General features: G+C 66.2%; 24 protein-coding genes and 1 tRNA gene. 6 read left to right on the plus strand and 19 right to left on the minus strand.

Going from position 1 to position 25,797, the window contains the following annotated elements; genetic code table 11:
• Positions 1 to 8: 8 nt before the first annotated feature.
• The 5 genes from ACWKZU_RS13940 to ACWKZU_RS13960 form a co-directional block, all read right to left on the minus strand.
• Complete coding sequence (locus ACWKZU_RS13940; RefSeq protein WP_449282935.1) at positions 9 to 1,352, minus strand: hypothetical protein; 1,344 nt, start codon at positions 1,350 to 1,352, stop codon at positions 9 to 11.
• A 131-nt stretch (positions 1,353 to 1,483) separates the two neighbouring features.
• Complete coding sequence (locus tag ACWKZU_RS13945; RefSeq protein ID WP_449282936.1) at positions 1,484 to 2,575, minus strand: carboxylate-amine ligase; 1,092 nt, start codon at positions 2,573 to 2,575, stop codon at positions 1,484 to 1,486.
• Between the two features lie 118 nt (positions 2,576 to 2,693).
• A complete protein-coding gene (locus ACWKZU_RS13950; RefSeq protein WP_449282937.1) occupies positions 2,694 to 3,482 on the minus strand; it encodes a fumarylacetoacetate hydrolase family protein in 789 nt (262 codons plus the stop codon).
• Positions 3,479 to 4,582, minus strand: a complete 1,104-nt coding sequence (locus tag ACWKZU_RS13955) for a branched-chain amino acid aminotransferase (protein WP_449282938.1) — start codon at positions 4,580 to 4,582, stop codon at positions 3,479 to 3,481. Before ACWKZU_RS13955 ends, ACWKZU_RS13950 begins: the two co-directional genes overlap by 4 nt.
• Positions 4,583 to 4,631: 49 nt before the next feature.
• Positions 4,632 to 5,696, minus strand: a complete 1,065-nt coding sequence (locus ACWKZU_RS13960) for a 3-isopropylmalate dehydrogenase (protein ID WP_449282939.1) — start codon at positions 5,694 to 5,696, stop codon at positions 4,632 to 4,634.
• A gap of 602 nt (positions 5,697 to 6,298) precedes the next feature.
• Here ACWKZU_RS13960 and ACWKZU_RS13965 point away from each other — a divergent pair.
• Entirely contained in the window at positions 6,299 to 6,616 is a 318-nt protein-coding gene (locus ACWKZU_RS13965) for an ArsR/SmtB family transcription factor (RefSeq protein ID WP_449282940.1), read from the plus strand.
• 107 nt (positions 6,617 to 6,723) lie between these two features.
• On the plus strand, positions 6,724 to 7,554 hold the full coding sequence (locus ACWKZU_RS13970; protein ID WP_449282941.1) for an arsenate reductase ArsC: 831 nt from the start codon (positions 6,724 to 6,726) through the stop codon (positions 7,552 to 7,554).
• Here ACWKZU_RS13970 and ACWKZU_RS13975 read toward each other — a convergent pair.
• The 11 genes from ACWKZU_RS13975 to trxB all read right to left on the minus strand — a co-directional run bounded on the left by ACWKZU_RS13975 (position 7,551) and on the right by trxB (position 16,484).
• On the minus strand, positions 7,551 to 8,240 hold the full coding sequence (locus ACWKZU_RS13975) for a winged helix-turn-helix domain-containing protein (protein WP_449282942.1): 690 nt from the start codon (positions 8,238 to 8,240) through the stop codon (positions 7,551 to 7,553). The genes ACWKZU_RS13970 and ACWKZU_RS13975 overlap by 4 nt on opposite strands.
• Complete coding sequence (gene pstB, locus ACWKZU_RS13980; RefSeq protein ID WP_449282964.1) at positions 8,237 to 9,010, minus strand: phosphate ABC transporter ATP-binding protein PstB; 774 nt, start codon at positions 9,008 to 9,010, stop codon at positions 8,237 to 8,239. The genes ACWKZU_RS13975 and pstB overlap by 4 nt, the downstream gene beginning before the upstream one ends.
• Before the next feature lie 89 nt (positions 9,011 to 9,099).
• Complete coding sequence (gene pstA / locus ACWKZU_RS13985) at positions 9,100 to 10,014, minus strand: phosphate ABC transporter permease PstA (protein ID WP_449282943.1); 915 nt, start codon at positions 10,012 to 10,014, stop codon at positions 9,100 to 9,102.
• A complete protein-coding gene (pstC, locus tag ACWKZU_RS13990; protein ID WP_449282944.1) occupies positions 10,014 to 10,970 on the minus strand; it encodes a phosphate ABC transporter permease subunit PstC in 957 nt (318 codons plus the stop codon). The genes pstA and pstC overlap by 1 nt, the downstream gene beginning before the upstream one ends.
• A gap of 25 nt (positions 10,971 to 10,995) precedes the next feature.
• A complete protein-coding gene (locus ACWKZU_RS13995; protein WP_449282945.1) occupies positions 10,996 to 11,949 on the minus strand; it encodes a PstS family phosphate ABC transporter substrate-binding protein in 954 nt (317 codons plus the stop codon).
• Positions 11,950 to 12,222: 273 nt separating this feature from the next.
• Positions 12,223 to 12,633: an arsenate-mycothiol transferase ArsC gene (locus ACWKZU_RS14000; protein ID WP_449282946.1), complete on the minus strand. Its 411-nt coding sequence runs from the start codon at positions 12,631 to 12,633 to the stop codon at positions 12,223 to 12,225.
• Entirely contained in the window at positions 12,630 to 13,058 is a 429-nt protein-coding gene (locus ACWKZU_RS14005) for an arsenate reductase ArsC (RefSeq protein ID WP_449282947.1), read from the minus strand. Before ACWKZU_RS14005 ends, ACWKZU_RS14000 begins: the two co-directional genes overlap by 4 nt.
• Before the next feature lie 3 nt (positions 13,059 to 13,061).
• A complete protein-coding gene (locus tag ACWKZU_RS14010) occupies positions 13,062 to 14,087 on the minus strand; it encodes a metalloregulator ArsR/SmtB family transcription factor (RefSeq protein WP_449282948.1) in 1,026 nt (341 codons plus the stop codon).
• Positions 14,084 to 15,190: an ACR3 family arsenite efflux transporter gene (arsB, locus tag ACWKZU_RS14015; RefSeq protein WP_449282949.1), complete on the minus strand. Its 1,107-nt coding sequence runs from the start codon at positions 15,188 to 15,190 to the stop codon at positions 14,084 to 14,086. Before arsB ends, ACWKZU_RS14010 begins: the two co-directional genes overlap by 4 nt.
• Positions 15,187 to 15,513, minus strand: a complete 327-nt coding sequence (gene trxA, locus ACWKZU_RS14020) for a thioredoxin (protein WP_449282950.1) — start codon at positions 15,511 to 15,513, stop codon at positions 15,187 to 15,189. Before trxA ends, arsB begins: the two co-directional genes overlap by 4 nt.
• Positions 15,510 to 16,484, minus strand: coding sequence for a thioredoxin-disulfide reductase (gene trxB, locus ACWKZU_RS14025; RefSeq protein ID WP_449282951.1), 975 nt, complete (start codon positions 16,482 to 16,484; stop codon positions 15,510 to 15,512). Before trxB ends, trxA begins: the two co-directional genes overlap by 4 nt.
• Positions 16,485 to 16,655: 171 nt before the next feature.
• On the opposite strand from trxB, the gene ACWKZU_RS14030 reads away from it, so the two are divergent.
• Positions 16,656 to 18,083 (plus strand): FAD-dependent oxidoreductase, encoded by a 1,428-nt coding sequence (locus ACWKZU_RS14030; protein ID WP_449282952.1) that lies wholly within the window; start codon positions 16,656 to 16,658, stop codon positions 18,081 to 18,083.
• A gap of 117 nt (positions 18,084 to 18,200) precedes the next feature.
• Positions 18,201 to 21,659 (plus strand): MobF family relaxase, encoded by a 3,459-nt coding sequence (gene mobF / locus ACWKZU_RS14035; protein ID WP_449282953.1) that lies wholly within the window; start codon positions 18,201 to 18,203, stop codon positions 21,657 to 21,659.
• Between the two features lie 43 nt (positions 21,660 to 21,702).
• On the opposite strand, the gene ACWKZU_RS14040 is transcribed toward mobF, so the two are convergent.
• Positions 21,703 to 22,407, minus strand: a complete 705-nt coding sequence (locus ACWKZU_RS14040; protein WP_449282954.1) for a hypothetical protein — start codon at positions 22,405 to 22,407, stop codon at positions 21,703 to 21,705.
• Positions 22,408 to 22,526: 119 nt separating this feature from the next.
• Between ACWKZU_RS14040 and ACWKZU_RS14045 the strand changes: the two genes are divergently transcribed.
• Together ACWKZU_RS14045 and ACWKZU_RS14050 are read left to right on the plus strand one after the other, a co-directional pair.
• Positions 22,527 to 22,739: a hypothetical protein gene (locus ACWKZU_RS14045; protein ID WP_449282955.1), complete on the plus strand. Its 213-nt coding sequence runs from the start codon at positions 22,527 to 22,529 to the stop codon at positions 22,737 to 22,739.
• Positions 22,740 to 22,749: 10 nt separating this feature from the next.
• Positions 22,750 to 23,877 (plus strand): tyrosine-type recombinase/integrase, encoded by a 1,128-nt coding sequence (locus ACWKZU_RS14050; RefSeq protein WP_449282956.1) that lies wholly within the window; start codon positions 22,750 to 22,752, stop codon positions 23,875 to 23,877.
• A gap of 65 nt (positions 23,878 to 23,942) precedes the next feature.
• Here ACWKZU_RS14050 and ACWKZU_RS14055 read toward each other — a convergent pair.
• Positions 23,943 to 24,015, minus strand: a tRNA-Glu gene (locus ACWKZU_RS14055).
• Positions 24,016 to 24,162: 147 nt separating this feature from the next.
• On the minus strand, positions 24,163 to 25,797 hold the full coding sequence (locus ACWKZU_RS14060; RefSeq protein WP_449282957.1) for a hypothetical protein: 1,635 nt from the start codon (positions 25,795 to 25,797) through the stop codon (positions 24,163 to 24,165).

Raw genomic sequence — 25,797 nt, forward strand, 5'->3', positions numbered from 1 at the left:
GCACCGGCTCAGCGCTCGCGCGCGAGCTGCTCCAGCCGCGCGACGACGCGCGCCCGCTTCGGGGAGAGCGGCGGCAGCACCTGCAGCAGCGTCTCCCAGACCTGCGCGTCGTCGGGAGCCCAGCTCTGCGCGTAGTCGAAGAGCGGCTCGGCAGCCGCCGACTGCAGCATCGCCTCGCGCAGCGTCGCGTCGACCTCGGCGCGCAGACCCTCCACCGCCGGCGCCGCGGACCCCGGCAGCACGGGCCCCTCGTAGGCGGCCAGGGCGAGCCGGTGCGCACCGCGGCCGAGCGCCTCGAGCGCCTCGAGGGCGTCCACCCGCAGCTGCCGGCTCAGGCGGTACGGCCGCGACAGCAGGTCGATCCCGGCGCCCTGCTGGGCGAGCCATCTGCGCAGCCGCACCAGCTCGGGCCGCAGCGTGTGCTCGGAGCCCGCGGCGCCGTACACCTGCTCGGCGAGCGCGGCCGCGCCGAGTCCCTGCGGCGCGGCGGCGAGGGCGAGCAGGATCTCGGCGTGCCGACCGGACGCGACCGCGGAGCCGCGGTCGTGCTCGAGGAGCGCCGGCTCGCGCCCGAGCACGACCAGGCGCGGCGCCCGGCGCCGCGGATCCGGCGCCACCGCCCGCCCCGGCCGCTCGGCCTCGATGAGGGCGCGCAGCGATTCGAGCTTCAGCTCGGCCTCGACCGCGGCGAGCGTCGCCTCGACGAGCGGGAGGATGTGCGGCGAGGCCGCGGCGTCGCCGCCGGTGACGTCGATGACGCCGATGATGGCCCCGCTCGCCGGGTCGTGCACGGGAGCGGCGGTGCAGCTCCACTGGTGCACGGCGCGGTTGTAGTGCTCGGCCCCGAGCACCTGGATCGCGTGGTCGAGGGCCAGCGCGCTGCCGGGTGCGCTCGTGCCCACCGCCGCCTCCGACCAGTCCATGCCCGCGCGGAACCCCATGTCCTCGGCCCGCGCGCGCAGCCCCCGATCCCCGTCGAGCCACAGCAGCCGTCCGGCCGCATCCCCCACGGCCACGATGAGGCCCGAGTCCCCCGCCTCCTCGAAGAGGAGCCGCTGCACCACGGGGAGCACCCGCGCGATGGGGTGGATGCGGCGCAGCTCGGCCAGCTCCTCGTCGCTGAGCGCGGGCTGCTCCGGCGCGCGGAACGGATCGATCGTGCGCTGCTGCGATCGCAGCCACGACTCCACGACCACCGGTCGCAGCTCGGCCTGGGCCGCGAATCGCTCGAGCGAGCCCGGATCGTCGGCCGACACCGCCCCCGCGACGAAGGCCTCGTGCGCCTGCGCGAGGCGCCGACGCCGTTCGCGCGCCGACTCGCCGCTGCGCAGTGCGCGCCACTCGCTCGCCACTCTGGCTCCTCCTTCGCAGCCGCGTCCCCGCTTCCTCCGAGAGTAGCCGAGAACCGCTTCGGCCACGAGGGTCGGGGGCGACGGATCGTGTGCGCGCCCGACGCCCCGGAGCCGCGGGCCGGCACGCGGTGCTACGACCCCGAGCGGTAGAGCGCCAGGAGGCCGTCGATGCCGCGCGCGTCCCAGGCCTCGAGCTGCCGCTCGGCGGGTCCCCGGTCGCGCCGGCGGCGCTCGACGAAGCGGGTCACGAGCTCCGCGTCCCCGGCGGCGGCCAGCTCGTCAGCGGCGTGCCCGATCATGGCGTCGACCAGCTCGAATGCCGGTCGCGGCTCCCCCTCGATGGGATCGAAGAGCTCGCCCGAGACGCCGTCGCGGGCGGCGCGCCAGTGCGCACCCCGCAGCAGATCGGGCTGCGGATGGGCCGGGGTCTCGCCGAGTTCGTACTCGCGCAGCGCGCGAGCGGCGAGGGCGCGGAAGATCAGCGCGAGCGCGACCGCGTCCTCGGAGTGCAGCTGCGTGTCGGCGGTGCGCAGCTCGATCGTGGGGAAGCGCTCCGAGAGCCGGATCGCCCAGTTCACGAGCGCCGTGTCCACGAGCGCGCCGGCGTGCACGAGGCCGCTCACCACGCGCTCGTACTCAGCGCCGTCGGCGAAGGCCGGCGGATAGCCCGATGTGGCCCACTGCTGGGTGAGCAGGTAGCGCCAGCTCGCGTAGCCCGTCCGCTCTCCGAGGTGGAGAGGCGAATTCGCCGCGAGCGCCGCGAGCACGGGCGACCAGCGGGCGAAGCGGGCGATCACCTGCACCCCGGCATCCCGCGACGGCACCTCGACGTGGATATGGGCGCCGGTCGAGTAGTACCGGGAGACGGACCCCCGCACCGCTTCGGCGATCTCGAGGTAGCGGGACTTCCCGACCACCCGGCCCGGCGCATCTCCCCCGATGGGCGGCAGGCCCGTCCCGGCGAGCACCAGTCCCGCGTCCTCGGCCGCGGCGGCGGCCGCGGCCCGGAACTCCCCGAGCGACTCGAGCGCCTCGTCGGCCGTCGCGCAGACGGGCGTCGCCGTCTCGAGCTGGCAGTGGAAGAACTCGTGCTCGGCGCGCAGACCGGGCAGAGCGGCGATCAGCTCGTCGGCGCCGTCGCGGGGAAGCCCCGTTCCGGCGTCGAGCAGCATGAATTCCTCTTCGACACCGAACCTCGGCGCGCGGGTGGAGTCTGCGGCCATTCCGCCACCTGCCCTTCTCGCGGGGTTCCAGTGTGGCACAGTCCCGCTGCGCGACACGCCCTGTTACGGCGAACGACCGGGGACGCGGATCCCGGGCCCCGAGCCCGGCCGTCCGGGGTCAGAGCACCGGGTTGCGCAGGATCCCGATCCCCTCGATCTCCACCTCGACCGTGTCGCCGGCTTCCAGGCGGCCGACTCCCGCCGGCGTGCCCGTGAGGATCACGTCTCCCGGCAGCAGCGTGAACGCCTGCGAGGCGTGCGCCACGATGCGAGCGAGCGAGTGGATCAGCTGAGCGGTGCTGCCCTCCTGGCGCACCTCGCCGTTGACACGCGTGATCACGAGCGCGTCGCTGAGATCGGGATCCGTCTCGATCACCGGCCCCAGCGGGCAGAACGTGTCGAAGCCCTTGCCCCGGGTCCACTGCCCGTCCTTGATCTGCAGGTCGCGGGCCGTGACGTCGTTGGCGCAGGTGAACCCGAAGACGTGCTTCAGCGCGTCCTCCTCGGGCACGTCCTTCGTCACGGCTCCGATCACCATGGCGAGCTCGCCCTCGTGCTCCACGCGATCCGAGATCGCGGGCCGCACGATCGGCTCCCCCGGACCGATCACCGCGGTGTTCGGCTTGAGGAAGAGCAGCGGCTCCTCGGGGGTCTCCCCGCCGGTCTCCGCCTGCATCTCCTCGACGTGATCGGCGTAGTTCTTGCCGACGCAGACCACCTTCGAACGCGGGATCACCGGGGCGAGCAGCCGGGCGTCCTCGAGCCGGATGCGCCGGCCGGTCGTGTCGAAGCCGGCGATCATGGGATCTCCGGCCAGCTCGACCAGCTCGACGCCGTCGCCGCTCTCTGCCCGATCGAGGACGCCGAAGGAGATCTCGCCGTCGTACTGGAAGCGCGCGACCTTCACGCCGCCGCCTTCGCGCCGACGAGCACCTCGAGCCAGCCGTGCCGGTCCTCGCGGATGCCGCTCTGGATGCCGGTCAGCTCCTCCCGGAGCGACATCGTCAGGGCACCGGGCGCGCCGTCGCCGAAGTCGATGTCGAGCCCCTCGCCCTTCAGCCGGCGGATCGGGGTGATGACCGCGGCGGTGCCGCAGGCGAACGCCTCGGTGATGGTGCCGTCCGCGGCGCCCTCGCGCCACTCGGTGACGGTGAGATCCCGCTCCTCCACCGCGTGGCCGCGATCCTTCGCCAGCTGGATCAGGCTGCGCCGGGTGACCCCGTCGAGGATGTTGCCGTTGAGCTGCGGAGTGAGCAGCGTGCCGTCGGCGCGCACCAGGAACAGGTTCATGCCGCCGAGCTCGTCGATCGTGTCCGCCGTCGCGGAATCGGTGAACAGCACCTGCTGGCAGCCGTTCTCGGCCGCGACGCGCTGCGGCAGCAGCGACGCCGCGTAGTTGCCGCCGCACTTGGCGGCGCCCGTGCCGCCTCGGCCCGCACGGGCGAGATCCTGCGACAGCCAGATCGACACCGGCTTCACGCCACCGCTGAAGTAGGGGCCGGCCGGGCTCGCGATGACGAGGAAGCGGGCGCGCTCGGCCGCGCGCACGCCGAGGAAGTTCTCGTCGGCGATCATGAACGGACGCAGGTAGAGGCTCTGGTCCTGCCCGCTCGGCACCCAGTCGGCGTCGACGCTCACGAGCTCCCGGATGGCCTGCACGAAGACCTCCTCGGGAAGCTCGGGCAGCGCGAGCCGGTGGGCCGACTCGTTGAGGCGGCGCGCATTGGCCTCCGGGCGGAAGGTCACGATCGAGCCGTCGGGCCGGCGGTAGGCCTTGAGCCCCTCGAAGATCTCCTGTCCGTAGTGCAGCACGGACGACGCCGGGTCCATGGGGATCGGCCCGTACGGCACGACCTCGGCGTCGTGCCACCCCGCGTCCTTGGTCCACACGATCGAGATCATGTGATCGGTGAAGTGGTTGCCGAAGCCGGGATCGCGCAGGATCGCGTCGCGCTCCGCGGCGGGCAAGCGGTCGGCTTCGGTGCGGGTGAAGGCCAGGTCAGTCATGGGTTCGCTCTCTTGCGTCGGAGGGTTCTCGAGGTGGAGTGCCGGGCGCTCAGGCGCCGCGCGGGGGCAGCTGCGCGATCACGGCGTCGCCGATCTCGGCGGTGGCCCGCCGGGCGTCGCCGCGCGAGGCGCGGTCGGCGCGCACGGCGTCGCGCACGCGATCGCCCTCGGTCGCGAGGCCGAGGTGGTCGAGCATGATGGCCGCGGAGAGGATCGCCGCGGTCGGGTCCGCCTTCTGCTGCCCCGCGATGTCGGGCGCAGATCCGTGTACGGGCTCGAACATGCTCGGGAACGAGCCGTCGGGATTGATGTTGCCGCTGGCCGCGAGCCCGATGCCGCCGCCGATGGCGCCGGCCAGGTCCGTGAGGATGTCACCGAACAGGTTATCAGTCACCAGCACGTCGAATCGCTCGGGATCCTGCACCATGAAGATGGTCGCGGCATCGACGTGCATGTAGTCGACCGCGATCTCGGGGTACTCGGCGGCGACGGCCTGCACGATGCGCTGCCAGGTGGCGCCCGCGTGCACGAGCACGTTCGTCTTGTGCACCCAGGTCAGCTTCTTGCGGGGCCGCTTCTGCGCGGCCTCGAAGGCGTAGCGCACCACGCGCTCGATGCCGAAGGCCGTGTTGACCGAGACCTCGGTCGCCACCTCGTTCGCGGTGTCGGGGCGGAGGCGCCCGCCGTTGCCCGCGTAGGGACCCTCGGTGCCCTCGCGCACCACCACGAAGTCGAACTCTCCCGGATTCCGGAGGGTCGACTCGACGCCGGGGAACAGCGTGCAGGGGCGCACGTTCGCATAGTGCTCGAAGTCGAAGCGCAGCTTCAGCAGCAGCCCGCGCTCGATGTTGGCGTGCTTGAGGCGCGGATCGTTGGGGGCGCCCCCGACCGCGCCGAAGAGGATCGCGTCGTGCGCCGCGATCTCGGCCTGCTCCTCGGCGGGCAGCGTGTCGCCGGTCTCCAGGTAGCGCTCCGCGCCGAGCTTGAACTCCGTGCGCTCGAGCGTCGTGTCGCCGCCCGCGAGCACCGCGTCGAGCACACGATTCGCCTGCTCGATCACCTCGGGTCCGATGCCGTCACCCGGGATGACGGCGAGCTTGATGGTGCGGGTCACTGAACGCTCCTCTTCGTGCTGGGACTGGCCGTCTCCAGCTTACTCGGGCGGTGGCCCGCCTCGGACTATCGACCAGCAGGTGCGGACGGGATCCTGTTGCAGCCGCTCCAGGCGCCGGATCGCGCAGCTCGGGCGGCCCGCCCGCGTTCGCGCGTCAGTAGATGTCGCTCAACCGGAGGCGAGGCAGCAGCTACTGACGCGCGCAGGGAGGGGTACCGGCGGAGAGGCGCGCACCCTCCGAAACGCACGCTCCCCGAAACGACAGAAGCCCCACCCGAAGGTGAGGCTTCTGTTTCCGGTGACCCCAGCGGGATTCGAACCCGCGTTACCGCCGTGAGAGGGGAATCAGCTCTCCCGGAACGGCGTAGCCGACCCAGTTTCGGCCTGTGGTTTCAACGATTCCGAGTGCGTGACGTGCGACGCTAACAGTCTCGTTGTCAGCGTTCGTTGCCAGAATGTTGCCACGTTACCGCCGTCACGGAACTTGTTCTGGCAACAAAACTGCGGACGCACGGTAGCCTGCTGCCCTATGTGTTCCTTACCTCTGATGCCAGTGCCATGCGCCCCATTCGCACAACGTCAACTCGTATAGACTATCTTCTATGGTCGAAAGCGCAGCTCTGAATGATTTTGGTGGTTTACCGCTGCGCAGAGAATCCGCCGAAGACTTGGCACGTTCGCTTCGCGCAGTAGCCGACCCAACGAGATTGCAGATCTTGAGTGCGGTGCTCAATAGCCAAGACCAACGACTGACAGTCGGGCAACTCGCGGAACTGCTGGATCTGCGTCAGCCGACTGTCACGCATCACGTTCACATTCTTGTGGCGGATGACTACTTGGAGAAATCGCCTGACGGGAAACTCGTATGGCTTTCGATTTCGGAATCCCGACGAGCCGCGATCGAAGACCTATTGCAATGACAGAGTCGGGCTCAGTACGACGCATTCGCCTACCGCTCGACGTCAACTCGGCAAATGAGCGCGCACGACAGGCAGCAGTGCTGAGCGATCCAGTGAATCTCCGGATCATGAGCGATCTCGCCGCAGACACGAAGCCGTCGATGCTTCCGGCACTACTTGGTGTCGAGTCAACCGAGCTCGGCCAAAGAATCGGCGTGCTCGTGGCCGCGGGTTTGCTTATTGAGATTGATGCCGGGGAACCTCATTTGACAGCCGACGCGTGGGTGAGGTTCGGGCGGCTTCTTTCCGGTCAGTTGCCACCGGCACAGGCAGACCCCACCCCTCCCTTGGTTGCGCTTCCACCGGCCGTTTCGACGATCATCCAAGACCTCGCCTATCGGTTTCAGGGCACTTTCAATCCGGAAACGGTGTCGAGGTATGTGGTTGAGAGTTTCCTTCTATTGAGCGAACGCGCCAACGTCCGTACGCACCTGATGATTCTGACCGCACGGTACGCGGCGGATCGTTTAGAGGCACTCGCTTCCGTTCAGGGGCTCAGATTACACAGCTCGCCTGAGGTACTTTTTGTTTGCGTGCAGAACGCTGGCAGATCGCAAATCGCTGGAGCCTTCCTCAGGCATTTAGCGGGAGATCGTGTGCACGTCCGAACGGCAGGATCTGCCCCCGCCTCTGAAGCGCATCCTCGTGTCATAGCAGCCATGGACGAGATTGGAATCCCCGTCTGGGGCGAGTTTCCAAAACCACTCACCGATGAAGTTGTGCGCGCTGCCGACTATGTGATCACGATGGGATGCGGGGACGCATGCCCGGTATTTCCCGGTCGGAGATACCTTGAATGGGAGTTGGACGACCCGCTGACGCTCGATGAAGTGGGGCTTCGCCGCGTTCGCGACGAGATCGGCGACAGGGTCAGGTCGCTTCTCACTGAAATGGGCTAAGCAGAGAGGGTGTAGCCCGCGAACTGCACCGTTTGGATGAAGTCCGCCGCCGGATCGATCTCTCGCAACTTTCTCCGCAACCGGGCGATCGCCTGGCGCACTGTCGCTCGTCGGTCGCTCTGGGTCTCTCCGTAGGCCGCTGCGAGCATTTCTAGCGAAACGGAATCTGGATATGCGCGAGCAATGTGCCAGAGCAGGGTGAACTCCGCAACCGCCAACGTCAGTGAGGTTCCCTTCCAACTAATTCTCTGCTCGTCCAGATGTACGACGAGGTCACCGAAGTGTACCTCACTGCCCGAGTCAATAATGGGCTGGGCAGAAAGTGCAAGGTGAAGGGTTTTCGGCGTGAGGGGAAGCGGCAGGAAACCATGCACTCCAGACCGCACGGCTGCCGTCGTGAGTCGCCGGGGTGAGCCATCAAGCACTCCCAGGAACACAGCACGGCCTGGTATTGCACAGGCCAACTCCAGCAGCCGCTCCGTATGGTCACAATCGTCGTCGCGCTCCGCCACAACGATCATTGCTGCATGCGGGTCATGCGCGAGATCCGTCAGCGCCTCAAGCGGGTCTTCATGGCGGGTGATCGGGAATCCGAAATGCAGAAACTCGGAACGGGTACCGCGAACTTGCTTTGGATCGCTAGCCAACACTACGAAACGGGTAAGGCCATGCTCGACGACACTCATCCGAACTTCCCACTGATGTAGTCCTCGGTTCGTGGGTCTGCCGGGTTATCGAACAGCCGAGAGGTGCGATCGTATTCCACCAAAACCCCGGTTCGGTCACCAGTGGTGTCGTCGGCGAGCGCGGTGAAGAACGCAGTACGGTCTGCGACTCGGGCCGCTTGCTGCATGTTATGCGTCACGATGATGATGGTGTAGTCACGCTTGAGCTCGTTCATGAGGTCTTCGATACGGGAGGTCGCGATCGGATCCAGCGCCGAGCAGGGCTCATCCATCAGAATCACGTCGGGCTGCACCGCGATGGTCCGGGCAATGCATAGGCGCTGTTGCTGACCACCAGAGAGCCCGAATGCAGATTGCTTGAGCTTGTCTTTGACCTCGTTCCACAAAGCCGCATGGGTAAGCGCTTCTTCGACCAGATCATCCATCGAGTCGACTTTCATGCCGGTGACACGGGGGCCGTAGGCGATGTTGTCGTAGATGGACTTCGGGAACGGGTTGGGCTTTTGGAAGACCATGCCGATGCGGCGGCGAACTTCAATCGGGTCGACGTCCTTCCCGTACATGTCTTCGCCTTGGAAGAGGACGCTGCCTTCGACACGTGCTCCGTCAACGAGATCGTTCATGCGGTTGAGGGAACGCAGTAGCGTCGATTTTCCACAGCCGGAAGGTCCGATCAGTGCGGTGATCTCATTCGGATGGAATTCGAGATTGACACCGGTCACGGCTCGAAAATCCCCGTAATACACATTGACGTCCTGGCAGCTAATGATTCCTGAATCATCAGCGAGCGGGTCGGGCGCTTCCTGAACAGCATGCTGGATATGGATTGTGGCAGATGTTTGAGCATCAGTAGTCATGATTACCATCGCTTCTGGAACTTGTTGCGGATGAAAATGGCGAGGCCATTCATCAAGATGAGAACGAGCAGGAGGAGCACGCTGGTGGCACCAGCGAGTGCATGGAAGCCTTCTTGAGGTCGGCCAGTCCAGTTGAAGATCTGAATTGGCAGCGTCGTGTAGCCACTGAGCAATCCATTCGGATCGAAAGTGATGTAGACAAGTGCACCGAGCACGAGCAATGGGGCCGCTTCTCCGAGCGCCCTCGAGAGCGCCAAGATCGAGCCCGTGGCGATACCGGGCACCGAGGACGGTAGAACCTGCCGCCATGTTGTCTGCCAAGGTGTCGCGCCCAAAGCTAGCGATCCCTGTCGAATTTCCTGAGGAACTGCTCGAAGCGCTTCGCGAGTGGAGATGATGATCACCGGGAGGATCAAAAGAGTCAGTGCCAGCGCGCCGCCGATAACGATGTTCTTGTTAGTAACTCCGAGCAACGTGAGAAACGACAGTGCCAGGAGTCCGTACACGATCGACGGGACGGCGGCGAGATTCTGCACGTTGAGCTCGATCAGCTTGTTGTACCACTTCTTGCGATCCGCAAATTCCTCAAGGTGAACTGCCGCAGCAATACCAATCGGCAGCGTCAGCACTGCGGTCGTGCAGATTACCCAGATCGAACCGAGAATGGCCGGCCTCGCGCCTGCTGTCTCTGGGTCTGCCGAGGGGAAGGCGGTGAAAAGGTTGCTTGTGAACTTCCCCTGCCCTGAGATCACAATCGTGACCAGCAGAGTGGCGAGTACAGCAAGAGCGACGAACAGGGCGAGCCAGATAAGGAGCAGAAAGGCCAGTGCGGTGGGGCGCAGCTCGCCGTTCTTCCCAGTTGCTAGCGGGCGATGAGTCGCGGAACTAGCACCGGCTGTGACGTTGGTTGCCTTCATTAGTAGGCCTCCCGGAAGCGTTGGACAATGCGATTGCTGATGAAGTTGATCAGCAACGTAATGAGGAACAGCAGCAGACCGACTGCGAAGAGCGTGTTGTACTCGATGCTGCCGACACGTGAGTCACCGAGTGCTGCATTCGCGATGAAACCAGTCATCGTCTGGCCTTGGTCGAGCGGGCTAGTGACCATTTGCGCCTGGCTACCGGCAGCAATTGCGACAATCATCGTCTCGCCGACGGCGCGTGAAATGCCGAGCACCACAGCGGCAACAATGCCTGAAAGCGCTGCTGGGAAAACTACTCGGAGCGTGGTCTGCATCCGATTCGCGCCGAGTGCCGCGCTGCCTTGCCGGAGGCTGTTCGGCACGGCCGACATTGCATCCTCAGATATGGATGCGATGGTCGGAATGATCATGACACCCATGACGAGGCCCGCGGCCAGCACGCTGAATGCTCCAGTCGGTAGGTGTAGCCACTCACGGAACACGGTGGTTTGCACAAACTGCAGCGCGAAGAAGCCGTACACCACGGTCGGCACCCCCGCGAGCACCTCAAGAACTGGCTTCAGTACCTTGCGCATCGTGGGTTTGGCGTATTCAGAGAGCAGGATCGCTGCACCTAGCCCGAAAGGAACTGCGACGGCTAGCGCGATCACGGTCGTCCAAAGCGTCGCCGTGACGAGCGGGAGCACGCCGAAGGATGCGTTCGCGAACCTCGGTGCCCACCGGGTGCCGAAGAGGAACTCGACGATGGGCACTTCGGCAAAGAACTCCAGCGAGGGAACGATGAGCGCGACGAGAATGCCGAGTGTCGTGATGACGGTGAGTGCCGCAGCAAGACGCAGCAGCAATCGTATGACCAGTTCGCCCGGACGGGAGCGCCGGGCGAACTGGCTCGACGCACGGGGAGCCTCGCGAATGCGTAGGCTCCCCGGCTTCTCAGTAGTGAGAGTCATGAAGGTATCTTCTTCAGCGCGAGGTCTAACCGAGCGACGCGAGTTCTTCCGTTGCCGTCACAACCTGATCCTCAGTGAGAGGAACGAACAGTGCACGCTCTGAGATCGCTGCAGAGTTCTCGACGTAGAAATCAACAAACGACTTCACAGCGGAATTTTCGAGGTATGCCGCATTGTTGACGTAGATGAACAGCGGACGACCGAGGGGCGTGTAGGTTCCGTCCTGCACCGTCTCGGTGCTCGGCATGACACCGTCTACTGCGGCTGCTTTGATAACATCCGCGTTCTCTTCAACGTAGCTCAGACCCAAGAAGCCAATGGCACCGACATCGCCGCTCACGCCCTGAATGGTGATGTTGTCATCTTCAGAAGGGCTGTAGTCGGTACGAATTGCGCCCTCTTCGCCGTTGATCGCGTCGGTGAAGTAGTCGAAAGTTCCCGAATCGGTGCCTGCGCCGAACAGCACGAGAGGCTGGTCGGGGAAGCTGGGATCTACCTGGTTCCAGTTCGTAATCGTGCCTTCCGACTCCGGAGCCCAGATCTTATTGAGCTGCTCGACCGTCAGGTCGTCCGCCCAGTCGTTCTCAATATTGAGAATCACCGAAAGGCCGTCGTTCGCGGCGATGATCTCGGTGTACTCGATACCGGCATCTGCACAAGCGGCAGCTTCTTCGTCCGAGATCGCGCGCGACGCATTCGAGATGTCGGTTTCACCCGCGCAGAAGGTCTGGAACCCACCACCGGTGCCCGAGGTGGCGACGGAGACGTTGATGTCGGGAGCTTCCTCACGGAAGAGGTCGGCTGCGGCTTCCGTCAAAGGCGCTACAGTCGACGAACCATCCGTATTGACGGCGCCAGCTGCGCTACCGGATTCGGAGTCCCCACCTTCGTTGCCGGTCGGCTGGCCGCCGCATGCGCTGAGCGTCAGTGCCGTAGCGAACGCTGCCACTACGAGCGCGGTGCGCTGAATGGATTTCATCTTCACGATTCCACTTTCCTTCGAGATTTCGAGCTTCGGGTATTGGTCGACGTGATCTTCCAATCACTCATAGATAGACGATCATCTATCTACATATCCATAGAAACTCATCTATGTGAACGAAGGGTGAACCGGGAAGGAATATCTGACGCAGTTTTGAAGGGGTAGGCGCTAAAAGAGCGTGAGAACACGAATAGCCCCGCACCTCCTCCTGGTCTGTGCCAGGATCTTTGGAGGGCGGGGCTGCGGTCGAACTGAAGTCGTAGGTCGTGACTATTTCACGAGTTGGTCGTAGAGTGCGCGAACATTCTCGTTGAGTTCGTCTCTGATGAGACGCATTCGAGCTTCTCCTTCGATACCGCGGGTGGAAGGCTCGTCGGTGTGCCAGGTTTCGATAGTGCCTCGCATACCAGGCACAGTTTCGACCACCGCTTCGTTACCGATCACGATCACTCGGTCGACGGCGCGGAGCAATTCGCCGTCGATCGGCTTCGGATACTCGCCAGTCATCGTTGCACCCATCTCGACGATGGAGGCTTCGGACAGGGAGTTCAGCGCCTCTCCGGGGGCGGTACCTGCCGAGTACACGTCAACGGCGTCGCCGGCCAAGTGACGCATGAGGGCGGCGGCCATCTGCGATTTGCCGCCATTCTTCTTGCAAACGAAGAGCACCGAAGCGGTCATGCGCTGGCCGCCTCATCTGTCACGAGGTCGAGTGAGGCGATGAGGGTTTCGATACGGCGTTTGATCTCGTCGCGGATCGGACGCACCGCTTCGATGCCCTGACCAGCAGGGTCGTCGAGTTTCCAGTCTTCGTAGCGCTTGCCGGGAAAGAACGGGCAGGCATCGCCGCAGCCCATGGTGATCACCACGTCTGAGGCTTGCACAGCCTCGGTGGTCAACACCTTCGGCTGTTCGGCGGTGATGTCGATACCGACCTCACGCATCGCCTCGACGGCGACGGGATTAATCTGTTCGGCAGGGATCGAACCTGCGGAGCGCACGTCGATGCGGTCGCCCGCGAGGTGCCGCAGGAAGCCCGCGGCCATCTGGGAGCGGCCAGCGTTATGGACACAGACGAACAGCACGGTGGCATGAGGTACGGTCATGGTCTAGTTCTCTACTTTCGTGTTATCAGCCTGAAGTGTGGCGAGGAGATCACGCACACGGTTCTCGATGTCATTGCGGATCGCTTTGACGCCCTCTGGAGAGGCAAGTGCGGGATCCCCGACCGCCCAGTCCTCGTACTGTACGCCCGGAATGATCGGGCATACGTCTCCGCAGCCCATGGTGATGATGACGTCAGCTGCGCGCACGGCGTCGTCCGTGAGCGGTTTCGGGAACCTGTCCTCTGCTCCGTCACCTTCGATCTCGGTAAGGATCGATCGGACATGCGGGTGAATCACTCCGGCCGGAGCCGACCCTGCGGAGCGCGCGACCACGCGACCCTCAGAGAGGCGGTTCACCAGCGCGGCGGCCAGCTGCGACCGTCCGGCGTTAGCGACGCATACGAAGAGGACTTGTGGCTTATCGACGGCACGATCGCGCGAGATGTCCGCGAGTCGCTGCCGAGCGAATCGTTCCGTCAGTGGGATCAGGTGCTGCGTCACGCGTGCAGTACGAGCCAGGCTTGCGTGAGATTCCCGAACTACGGCAAACACCAAGTCACGGTCGAGATCGGGCTGCTCGTCCGCCAGCTCCTGCGCGAGGTGAGTGACTCGCGTATCGAGATCGCTCTTCGCTTGGGGATCAGCGTCAGCATCAGAGGCTCTGAGGTCGGGGTGCACGGCGGCGGGTGCGAACCCTTCCATGAGTGAGAGCACCGCCTGATGGCGAGTCGGATCGACTCGGTAGTACACCCATGTGCCACGCCGTTCGGAGAGGAGGAGCCCAGTCTCCTTGAGCACCTTGAGATGATGAGACACCGTCGGTTGAGAAACGTTGGCGAGTTCTGCGAGGTCGCACACACACGATTCGTGGCTAGGGTCGGTCATGATCGCGGAAAGCATGCGGAGCCGCAGCGGGTCTGCAATCGCTTTCAACGTGGCAGAGATCGTCGTTGCGGCCTCGGCCCCCATTGCGTGCGAGTTGCCGGGCGGGCAGCTTCGGTCGGTCAGCATTGTCTCGGTGTTCGTCATGACGTCCTCGCTTCGATGGGAGTGGACTGGGGAGCGTAGGGATCAGTCTGGAACCACTTGCGGGCGGCCCAGAGCGAGACATAGACGAGACCAACCAACACGGGCACTTCGATGAGCGGGCCGACAACACCCGCAAGAGCCTGGCCACTCGTTGCACCGAAGGTGCCGATGGCGACAGCGATGGCGAGCTCGAAGTTGTTGCCGGCCGCAGTGAACGCGAGGGTGGTTGAGCGGGCGTAGTTCAGGCCGATGCCCTTGCCGAGGAGGAGGCCGGCGAACCACATGATCGCGAAGTAGGCCAGCAGCGGCAGGGCGATGCGGGCGACGTCCCACGGCTGCGAGGTGATCGCCTCACCCTGGAGCGCGAACAGCAGCACGATAGTGAACAGCAGACCGTAGAGGGCGAACGGGCCGATGACGGGGATGAACTTCGCCTCATACCAGTCGCGGCCCTTCGCCTTCTCCCCGAAGAAGCGAGTGAGGAACCCGGCCGCGAGGGGCACGCCGAGAAAGACGAGTACGTTGACGGCGATCTGCCCGATCGAGACGTCGAGGCCCTGCGAGTCGAGGCCGAGCCAGCCCGGCAGCACGGTGAGATAGAACCATCCGAGCAGCGAGAACGCGACGACCTGGAACACCGAGTTGATGAAGACGAGTACGGCGGTGGCTTCGCGGTCACCGCAGGCGAGGTCGTTCCAGATGACCACCATCGCGATGCAGCGCGCGAGCCCCACGATGATGAGCCCGGTACGGTATTCGGGCAGGTCGGGCAGGAAGACCCACGCGAGCACGAACATCACAGCAGGCCCTGCAATCCAATTCAGGACGAGCGAGGAGACGAGGAGCTTTTTGTCGCCCGTGACGGCGGCTACCTTGTCGTACCTCACCTTCGCCAGCACCGGGTACATCATGATCAGCAGGCCGAGGCCGATCGGCACCGAGATGCCGCCGACTTCCATGTGCGCGAGCACGTCGGAGAGCGCGGGGATGAACCGGCCGAGGAGCAGGCCCGCGACCATGGCGAGGCCGATCCAGAGGGGCAGCCACCGGTCGAGGGTGGAGAGCTTCGCCGGCTTCGCGCGAGTCTGTGTTGCGGTGCTCATGCGATCAGCTCATCGATCTTGCCCGCGATCACGGGCTTGGGGTTCGCCCCGATCAGTACGTCGACGCGTTCACCTGCGCGGTAGAACCCGAGGGTCGGGATCGACGTGACCCCTGCAGCCATCACAGTCTCGGGGTTCGCGTCCGCGTCGAGCTTCACGATCTTCACCTGGCCGTCGTACTCGCGGGCGAGGTCTTCGAGGATCGGGGCGATCGCCTTACACGGGCCGCACCAGGTCGCCCAAATGTCAACCACAACGGGAATCTCGGACTGCATCACCTCGGCCTCGAACGTGGCGTCGGTAACGGTGATGGTCGCGCTCATGCGGATACCTCCAGAAGTTTGGTCTCGGTCTCGTCGGCGGAAAGGCCGGCGAGGAAGTGTTGGGCGTCGAGGGCGGCGGCACAGCCGGTTCCGGATGCCGTGATTGCCTGACGGTAGCGGCGGTCGACGAGATCACCTGCGGCGAATACGCCCGGCAGGTTCGTCGCGGTGGTTGGATGATTGACGAGCACATATCCTTCGTCGTCGAGATCGACCTGACCGGTCAGCAGCTCCGAGCGCGGGTCGTGGCCGATCGCGACGAACACACCGGAGACCGGAAGAATGCGCTCAGCACCGGTGATCGTATCTCGCAGCCGAAGCTCTTCGACAGCGTTCTCACCAATGAGTTCGGCGACCTCGCTGTTCCAGGCGACCTCGATCTTCGGGTCGGCGAGCACGCGCTCGGCCATGATCTTCGACGCCCGGAACTCGTCGCGGCGATGCACGATCGTCACCTTCGACGCGAAGCGCGTGAGGAACAGCGCCTCTTCCATCGCGGAGTCTCCGCCGCCGACGACCGCGATCTCCTTCTCGCGGAAGAAGAAGCCGTCGCACGTGGCGCACCACGACAGGCCATGACCGGAGAGGCGCTCTTCCTCGGTGAGGCCGAGCTTGCGGTAGGCAGAACCGGTGGTAAGGATCACGCTGCTGGAGCGGAACGTCTCACCCGAGCCAGTCTCGATCGTCTTGACCTCGCCTGCGAGGTCAAGACTGGTCGCGTCGTCGTAGAGGATGCGCGCGCCGAACCGCTCAGCCTGCGCCCGCATCGCCTCCATCAAGTCCGGACCCTGCACACCATCGGTGAAGCCCGGAAAGTTCTCCACCTCAGTGGTCGTCATGAGCGAGCCGCCGGCGGTCACCGCGCCGGCAATAACAATGGGAGCAAGCCCCGCCCGGGCCGCGTAGACCGCGGCTGTGTACCCTGCCGGGCCGGACCCGACGATCACGAGACCGACACTGCTTGTAGTCATTTCCCTGAAACTCCGACCTGCTTGAACACCACTAAGTGTTGATTCGATGATTACCTATATTGACATTATTCGATACAACGGGCAGGCTTGCAAGTGGAACACATCACGCGACGGACGAGTTCATCGAACGTTCACCGAGCCCGACCCGCGCGCCGCTAGGAGGAAGCCGTCATGCCCGCACCATCCGCGAACCATCCCGTTGTTGTGATCGGTGCAGGCCCGGTCGGGCTCGCTGCCGCTGCACATCTGATCGAACGCGGCCTGACACCGCTCGTGCTCGAACGAGGAGCGCAGGTCGGTGCCTCAATCCGCGAGTGGGCTCATGTCGCCCTGTTCTCCCAGTGGGAGTACAACATCGACGCTGCTTCGCGGCGTCTCCTCGAACGCCACGGCTGGGAAGCCCCAGCACTGGATGCGAACCCGACCGGTGCTGAACTCGTCGCCCGGTACGTCCAACCGCTCGCCCAGACGCCAGACCTCGCGCCGCATATCCGCACGGGTGCGCGCGTGACCGCGGTCACTCGGCAAGGCATCGACAAGATGCAGACCCTCGGACGCACCCGGCACCCGCTCCTCGTTCGTGTCGAGACTGCGACTGGTGTCGAGGACATTCCGGCGGCAGCGGTCATCGACGCTTCTGGCACCTGGACAACGCCAAACCCGCTCGGCGCGAATGGACTCCCGGCTATCGGAGAGGATGCCTGCGCGCTGCATCTCGCAGGCGGGCTCCCTGACGTGCTCGGCAAGGATCGCAACCGCTTCGCAAGTAAGACCACCCTCGTAGTGGGGATGGGGCACTCCGCCGCGAATACTCTGCTCTCCTTGGTCACCCTCGCTGAGAATGAGCCTGACACGCAGATCATCTGGGGCATCCGGGGGCGCTCGGCACGCAGGCTCTTCGGCGGCGGTGCTGCCGACGAACTCCCCGCCCGTGGATTGCTCGGCACTCGATTGAAGGAAGCCGTCGACACCGGTCAGATCACTTTCCTCAAGGACTTCACCATCACCCGGCTCACGCCCGAGGGTGACCAGGTGCGCGTCGATGCTGACGGCTCCAACGGCACGCAGAGCGTGGTGGTTGACACGATCGCAGCGGCTACCGGGTTCCGCCCCGACCTCGCGATGTTGCGTGAGATGCGCCTTGACCTCGACCCCATCACCGAAGCCCCGGTAAAGCTCGGCCCGCTGATTGACCCGAACTCCCATTCCTGCGGCACCGTGCCCCCACACGGAGCCGCCGTGCTCGCGCACCCCGAACCAGACTTCACGATCGTCGGCATGAAGAGCTACGGACGCGCGCCGACCTTCCTGCTTGCCACTGGCTACGAGCAGGCACGTTCCGTGGTCGCGGCGATCGCTGGCGACCACGAGGCCGCTACCCGTGTCGAACTCTCCCTCCCCGAGACCGGCGTCTGCTCCACCGACGGCGGCTCATGCGAAGCACCCTCGCAAGGGCTCGCGACCGGCATCGAACACGGGAAAGCCGGAGACGACGCAGAGGCCACCTCGTGCTTCACGCCGCCCGCAACATCAACACCGGCCATGATCGAGCTTCACCCAACGCAATCCTGCTGCACCCCTGAACCAGCCAACCTCTAGCATCCCCAGATCAACGCACGTATCACCACAACGCGCACGCTCTCGCCCCCACAGCCCCCTTCTCTTCCGAATGGACGTATGCTACGATGACAGCAGTCATCTTAGATCGGAGTTGAAATGCAGGGCGGTGTGGTTCTGTTCCGTGGTACCGGGGCCGATGCCATGCGCTATGTCGAGGCCGACCGCTCTCGCGCGGACGACTACTACCTTGGCGACGCGACGGACATCAGCTACACCGTGCTCGACGCGAGCGGGGTGGCGATCAGCCGCCGCGACCTCTCTTCGGAGGAGTACGCGGGATGGGTGGATTGGATCAGCCCCGACACCGGAGAGCAGATGGGCAGGCCGCGCGTACCGGGGCCGGATCGTCGGGGGTCGCCCCGGTTCGCGGAAATGGTCATCAACGCCCCGAAATCCCTCTCGATAGCCGCAGCGCTCCACCCGGAAATCTCCGACGCGCTCGACGCTGCCCAGCAAGATGCCCTCTCCGAGATTCAACGCTGGCTCGCCCAGCACTCCGTCACTCGCGTCGGGCCGCGCGGGAAACAGGAAATCGTGCCGGTTGAGCAAATGCAGGTCGTCGGGATCACGCACCGCACTTCCCGAGCCGGTGACCCCCACCGGCACATCCATATGCAGGTCGGCACGAGGGTGTGGGCGGCTGGGAGGTGGTGGGCGCTGGATACGGCGGCGATCTTCAAGCAGCAAGGCGCGATCCGCGCCCTCGGCACCGCCGTGATCGCTGCGAGCCCCGAGCTTGCGGCAGTGTTGGATCGGTACGGCCTCACCCTCGACCCGGTGACCGGTGAGGCTGCCGAGCTTGAGCAGTTCAACGATCTGATGAGCAAGCGCGGCCAACAGGTGCGCAAGCACCTGGAACGACTAGAAGCGGAGTGGGAGGCTGCGCACCCTGGTGAGGCGATGGGGCCGGTCGTCTCGTCGCGGTTGACGGCGAAGGCGTGGGCGTACGAGCGGCCCGCGAAGAAGCCCACGACCCTGCGCGAAGAGGCCGCATGGCTGGCCGAGTTGCGCGAGGCCGGCTACGACCCCGACCAGCTCGTGCACACGCCCGTCAGTGCGCCGGCACGCTCGGATGATCTTTCGGTGCAGGAGATTGCATCGCGTGCACTGGATCGTTGCGCTGCTGCATCGTCGGCGTGGACGCGCCACGACGTGCAAGAGCACGCAACCCGCATCATCACCGAGCATGGGTTGCGCGGGGCCCCGGCAGAGGTGCGCGAACTGGTACGGATGGCGACGGCGCTTGCACTCGAGGACTGCTTCTCGATCCTCCCACCTGGTGCGCCGACGCCGGAGCATGTGGCGCACTTGACGAGCGTGCGCGTGGTGCAGGTGGAAACCGAGTTGCGCGATCTGCTCACGACGCATACCCCGGATCGGGAGCGCGGCTACCCGGACGTGGCCTCGGTCGCCGCTGGGCTGGGGCAGCGGCTCGACCCCGGCCAGCTTGATGCGGCGGCGGCAGTCGCGTCCAGCGATCCGCTGGTGATCGTGGAGGGTGCCGCGGGCGCGGGCAAGACCACGATGCTCGCGACAGCGATAGCGGCGGCGCGGGAGCGGGGCCGCAGAGTACGGGTGCTCGCGCCGACGAAGCGCGCCGCGCAGGTCGCGCACGACGAGCTCGGCGTACCGGCCGCCTCCGTCGCAAAGCTCGTCCACACTTACGGCTACCGCTGGAATGACGACGGCGCATGGACGCGCCTCGCCGTCGGTGACTTCGACCCGGAGACCGGCGCGGCCTACAGTGGCCCGTCGCAGGCGGCAAGGTTGCGCCGTGGTGATCGGATCCTGGTCGATGAAGCGGGGATGCTCGACCAAGACACTGCACTCGCTCTCCTCACAGTCGCGAAAGAGACAGGCGCAACCGTCGCGCTCGTGGGCGACCGTGCGCAGCTCGCCGCTGTCGGGCGCGGCGGGGTGCTCGAGATGGCGGCACAGATCAGGGGCCGCACCTTCGATATGGCCGAGGTGCACCGCTTCACCGATCCCGAGTACGCCGACTTGACGGTGCGGATGCGCGACCGACGCAACCCCGGCGAAGTGTTCGACCAGCTCGACCGGCTCGGGCTGATCCGTCTGCACGCGGACGGCGACGAACTGCGCGAGCACCTAGCGAAGAACACCCGCGAGGGCGAAGCGATCACGGTCGCATCCAACGAGGACGCGGCGCAAGTGAACGACCGCATCCGCGCGGAACGGCTCACGCAAGGCCTCGTCGACGACGCGACGACTACGACCGGCAGCGACGGGCTGAGCATCGGGGCGGGTGACCTGATCCAGACCCGCAAGAACGACACCGCGCTGGGGGTCGCGAACCGGCAACAGTGGATCGTGCAGCACATGGACGCCGACGGCACCGCATGGGTGCGCGACGCCAACGACACGAGAAGCCGCGAGCACACGCGCCGTCTGCCCGCCGACTACATCCGCGAGCACGCGCACCTGTCCTATGCAGCGACCGCCTACGGCGTGCAGGGCATCACTGCTCCGGCATCGCACACGATCCTCGCCGACGGGATCGACGGCGCAGCCGTCTATGTCGGCATGACCCGAGGCAAGGGCGAGAACTCCCTGCACATCATCGCCGACAGTACCGAGGACGCGCGAGCGTTGTTCATCGAGGCGATAGAACGCGACCGGGCGGACCGTGGCCTCGCGGACGCGACCGAACGGGCGGCGGAGGCCGTGCGCGGGCTGGTGAACGACGGCCCTGTGAAGCTCGTGAACACTCGCGTCGCGCAACTCGTACAGGACGCGGAGAAAGCCGAACGTCGGGCGGCGGCCTGGGAGCGCATCGGGCAACGGCTCGACCAGCAGCAGGCTCGCCAGCAGGCCGAGAGCGACGAGCAAGCCGCCGTGATTCAGGCCACGACCGGCACCGTCGAGCGGGTACGCGCCGAGGTTCAAGGGCCGCTCGTCATGCTCGCTCGGAAGGAGGGTGCTGACCATCTCGCGACCATTGGCGGAGAAGCCGCCGCCCGGCATCGGCTCAGCACGGTTGGGAGGCTCGGAAAGCGTGCCGCGCGCAAAGAACACCGTACCTCGAGCGAACGCGCGGACGAAAGCCGCACCAGGATTAGCACCCGCTGGGGCGCGCTCCTCTACACGAGCAGCGAACTGCCCGCGTGGGCTACCCGCGCAGCCGAACGGATCACCGAGCAAGACCCGCGCGTGGTCGAAGCGCAGCAGGCCGCCCAGACCGCGCAAGAAAACGGAGCAGTTCTGGAGCAGCGCCACCGTCAGGAGCGTCGCGGACTGCTCGCCGACATCCTCGGGGCCGAGCTCGTGCGGCGCGACCCGCTACGCTACGAACTCACCCACCCCGACCGCGAGGCCGCACAAGCTGCCAACACCGCAGCCAAGGCACGCCGTGAAGCCGCTCGCCTGCGCGAGCTACCGGTGCAGGAGGCCGCAGCGAGGATCAAGGCGCAGCGCGAAGCGGCAGAACAGGCGCGCCTCGCCCGCGAGGAACGCGCCCGAAAACTCAGCAGCCCTTCGCGCGGCCCCCTCGACCACAGCACACCTCATCGCGACGGCCCAAGTCTCGGGTTGTAACTCTCAACAGAATGGCACCGGGGCACGTCCAGCGCGCTTCCCGCTAGCCTCGGCGACCGGGAGGCAGCAGCCCCCGAGCGCGGGTGCGAACCAGCCAGCCCTGCGCGGTAGCGTGCGCGACGCCGTTGATCTTCGCCATCGTGACCGCTGGAGCCTCGTCACCCTGAGCGGCGAGCCTGCCGTATTGGAGAGCGACGAGTTCGTAGAAGTCCGGCGTCTGCTTCGGGTTTCCCAGTGGCTTGAGCAGATCCCGCTCGCTGATCTTCCTGCCGGATGGCAAGGCGATTTTCCCGCCCGCAATCGTGACCGTTCGCTTCATGGCGAACAGACGCTCGTTGATGGCCGCTTCGATCCGAGCCGTCGGAAGCGCCCGGAGGTCTTGGCTAGAGATGGGATCACCCGGTCGCCACGGCAAGTACACGACGCCGGTGATCTTCACTTCCTCCGGCACGGCGAACTGTTGACGTTGCAGGCGGATGAACACGCGCGTCGCGGTAGCCGAGTGCTCGATGTAGCGCCAGCGACCGTCGATCGTCTCGTTCTGCTCCGAGTCGAGCTGCGCCTGCCGGTCCTCCGCAGTCATTGTCTGATCGTTGTAGCCGAGTGCTTCGTCCAGGAACGCGCTCGCATCGTCGGCCCGCTCCCCCGGAAAGCGATCAGGCAGATACCAGCCGTCGGGCAGGTCGTCCTGCACGATCAACCCGTCGTAGGACTGATCGCCGGGGCGGTGACCGGAGGAGGTGGACATATCCCGATTCTAGCGAGCAAGACGAGCAACTAAAACACTTGCTGCAATCGGCGTGTTGTGGTTTAATCTAAAATACTCGCTGCAATTGCAGCTGTAGTTTGAGCTACTCGGAGGTCGCGATGAGCAAGCACACCGCTCCCGCAGAGGATCAGGAGCACGCTCCGCTGTTCTACTCCGAGGAAGAAACAGCCTCGCTGCTCGGCATCCACCGCACGACCCTGCGCACTCTCGCGCTCTCAGGACAAGCCCCCGTGGAGCCGATCCCCCTCACGAGGCACAAGCGCGTGTACCGCCGCATTGACGTGCGGCGTCTTGCTGGTTTGGAGAAGTAGGCGAAGGATCATGGGAAGCATAGAGGCGTACGAGACTGCGAAAGGCCGCCGTTATCGTGCCCTCTATCGCCGCCCCGACAAGAAGCAGACCCAGAAGCGCGGCTTCACGACGAAGAAGGCAGCTGAGCTGTTCCTGGCGAAGACCGAGGTCAGCATCTCTCAGGGCCGCTACCTCGACCCTTCGCGCGCGAGGGTGACCGTCGCCGAATGGCTCCAAACCTGGCTCGCGGCGCGAGGAGACCTGCGCGCGACGACACGCAGCCGCGTCGAGAACATCATCGACAAGCACATCACTCCCGAACTCGGCAGCACCGCCATCGGCAACCTCACCCGGCTTCAGGCGCAGGAGTGGGCGTCGGCGCTACCGGGTGCCCCTGCGACGGTACGGAAGATCGTGAACGTACTCTCGGGGGCACTCCGGTTCGCGGTCGAAGACGAGCGCCTGGCGTCGAACCCTGCCGAACGACTCAAGCTCCCCAAACTGACGAAGACCCGCAAGCGGTATCTCTCGCACGATCAGGTCGCGGCGCTCGCGCAGACGATAGACGAGATGAAGGACGGTCGAGACTACGGCTACGGCCTCGTGGTGCTCGTGCTCGCATATTGTGGCCTGCGCTGGGGCGAACTGTCAGGCCTGCGAATCTGCGACCTCGACCTCGACGCAAAGAACCCACGCTTGGCTGTCGAGCAGACCGTCGTCGCCGATAAGGGCTATCAGCGGATCGAGCCACCGAAGGACTACGAACACCGCAGCATCCCGATCCCCGCGTTTCTCGTCCGCCTGCTTCGCGCCCAGGTCGCCGGACGCGATGCCGATGCTCCCGTGTTCTATGGCATCCGCACCGGCACCTGGCTGCGCAATCACGTCTACCGCGTCGGCTGGTTCGATGCAGCCGCGACCTCAGTTGGACTCAAGGGCCTCACTCCCCACGAGCTGAGGCACACGGCGGCATCGCTCGCCGTCAGCGCCGGGGCGAACGTGAAGGCCGTTCAGCGGATGCTCGGGCATGCTTCGGCAGCGGTGACCCTCGATGTGTACGCCGACCTGTTCGATGACGACCTCGACAGTGTTGCCACGGCGCTCGACTTGGCGGCGATGCAATCGGATGTTGCCAATATGTTGCCAAAAGCCGCTTAGCGCCGTTTCAGCACCCAACCCGAAAAACAAGAAAACCCCCGCCTGAGCGGGGGTTTTCTCTCCGGTGACCCCAGCGGGATTCGAACCCGCGTTACCGCCGTGAGAGGGCGGCGTACTAGGCCGCTATACGATGGGGCCGGACGCTTCCAGGCCTCGGGATTCTCACCCCGCTGCCGTGGCAACTCATATATCTTGGCACACCTCCGCGCCTCACGCCAAATCGAGGCGCGCATCCCGGGTGTGTCCCGCCTGATTCCGGGCCGCGGAGACACGCGCGAGGCGGGATCACCTCGCCTGCGCGCTCGGGGCGGCCCGCGCGAGCGCCCAGGCCAGCAGGCCGGCGAGCAGCAGTAGCGACACGATCGAGGCCGCGACGGGCCATCCGCCCGCAGCGATCCCGAGCCGCCAGAGCGCCCCGAGCAGCGCGCCGACGAGCGCCGCGTTGATCGGCCCGTCGAAGCTCCAGAGCAGCACGTTGAGGCCGGCCATGTCGCCCATCGGCGTCGGCACCGGCGCGAGCAGCTTCATCGGCAGCGGCCCCTTGAACGCCGACAGCACGCGCAGCAGCAGAGCGGTCGCCACGAGGAGCAGCCCCGTGAGCGGGAGCGCCCACCCCGGGATCTCCGCGGTGCTCGCCGGGGCGAGCCCGGCCGGGACGGTGCTCCCCCAGAGCGCTCCCCCGAGATACGCGGCGCCCGCGAGCAGCGCCGGCACGATCAGGTGCCGTGCGGCGAGCCCCGCGGGCGCGGCCGGAAGGAGGGGCGCGGATCCCGATCCGGCCGCGGCCGCCGCGAGCCCCCGGCACCAGGGGGCCGCGGCGACGAAGGCGAGCAGCAGCGATCCCGCCCCGAGCAGGCCTGCCGGCACCGGGCCGTCGGCGGCGAGGCCGAGGCCCCACAGCGCGCCCGCGAACACGACCCCCGCGAGCGCCGCGAGACTGCGCGCGGGAGTGCGCGCGATCCCCAGCAGATCGCGGCGCACGATGGACGCCGCGAGACCCCGAGCCGGACGCAGCCGCCATCGGCGGCCGGTGCGCACGGGGGCGCCCAGCCTCGCGAGTGCGGCTCCCAGATCGCCGGAGACCGCGAGCACCCGCACCACGTCGGCGCCGGCGGCCTGCTCGCGCAGCGCCTCCCAGCGCATGCGGCTCACGAGGACGGGCGCGAGCGCGGCGAGCGCGGCTCCGGCGAGCAGCGGGATCGCCGCGAGCCCGAGCGGGGAGTCTGGGAGACCCCCGAGACCGACCGGCCGCTCCGCGCCCGCCACCGACCCGAGCAGGCGGGCGACGGCCGACCAGGGGTCGGGCGGCGTGCCCGCACCCCACTGGATCAGCGCCAGGACCACGAGCGACATCGCGAGTGCGGCGCGCACGCGCCGGCCCGCCTGCCCCACGAGCATCGCACCCGCCGCGAGCGCTCCCACGCCGGTGCCGGCGAGCAGCAGGGCGGCGGCGAGTTCGACGTCGAGCTCGCCGCGGAGCGCCCGTGCCGCGGCCACCAGACCGGTGAGCAGCGCACCCGCCGCGGCGCCCGCGGCGAATCCGCCGCGGACGGGCGCGGCGAGGAGACGGGCGCGCGAGATCGGGGTCGTGTGCAGCAGGTCGAGTTGCGGCAGGGTGGCGTGGACGGGTCCCCCGTGCGCCGCGGCGAGCACGAGCAGGGCGGTGAGCGCGGTGAGCGCCGCGGCGACGAGGGATCCCGGGGCGCCCGCCGCGCCCGCCGTCGCACCGGAAACCCCGCCGGTCAGGGCGTCCCGCAGCCAGAGCACGACGCCCCGGACCGCCGGAGCGCCGACGATGATGGCGAGCATCACCGCGAGATAGATGCGGTACGAGACCTCGGAGACCCCGATGCGGTCGCCCCGGCGTCTCAGCACGGCGCGGATCTCGCGCACCTCGGCGCGCCCCGTGCCCGGGTTCAT

It is taken from the genome of Leucobacter sp., from assembly GCF_053528595.1.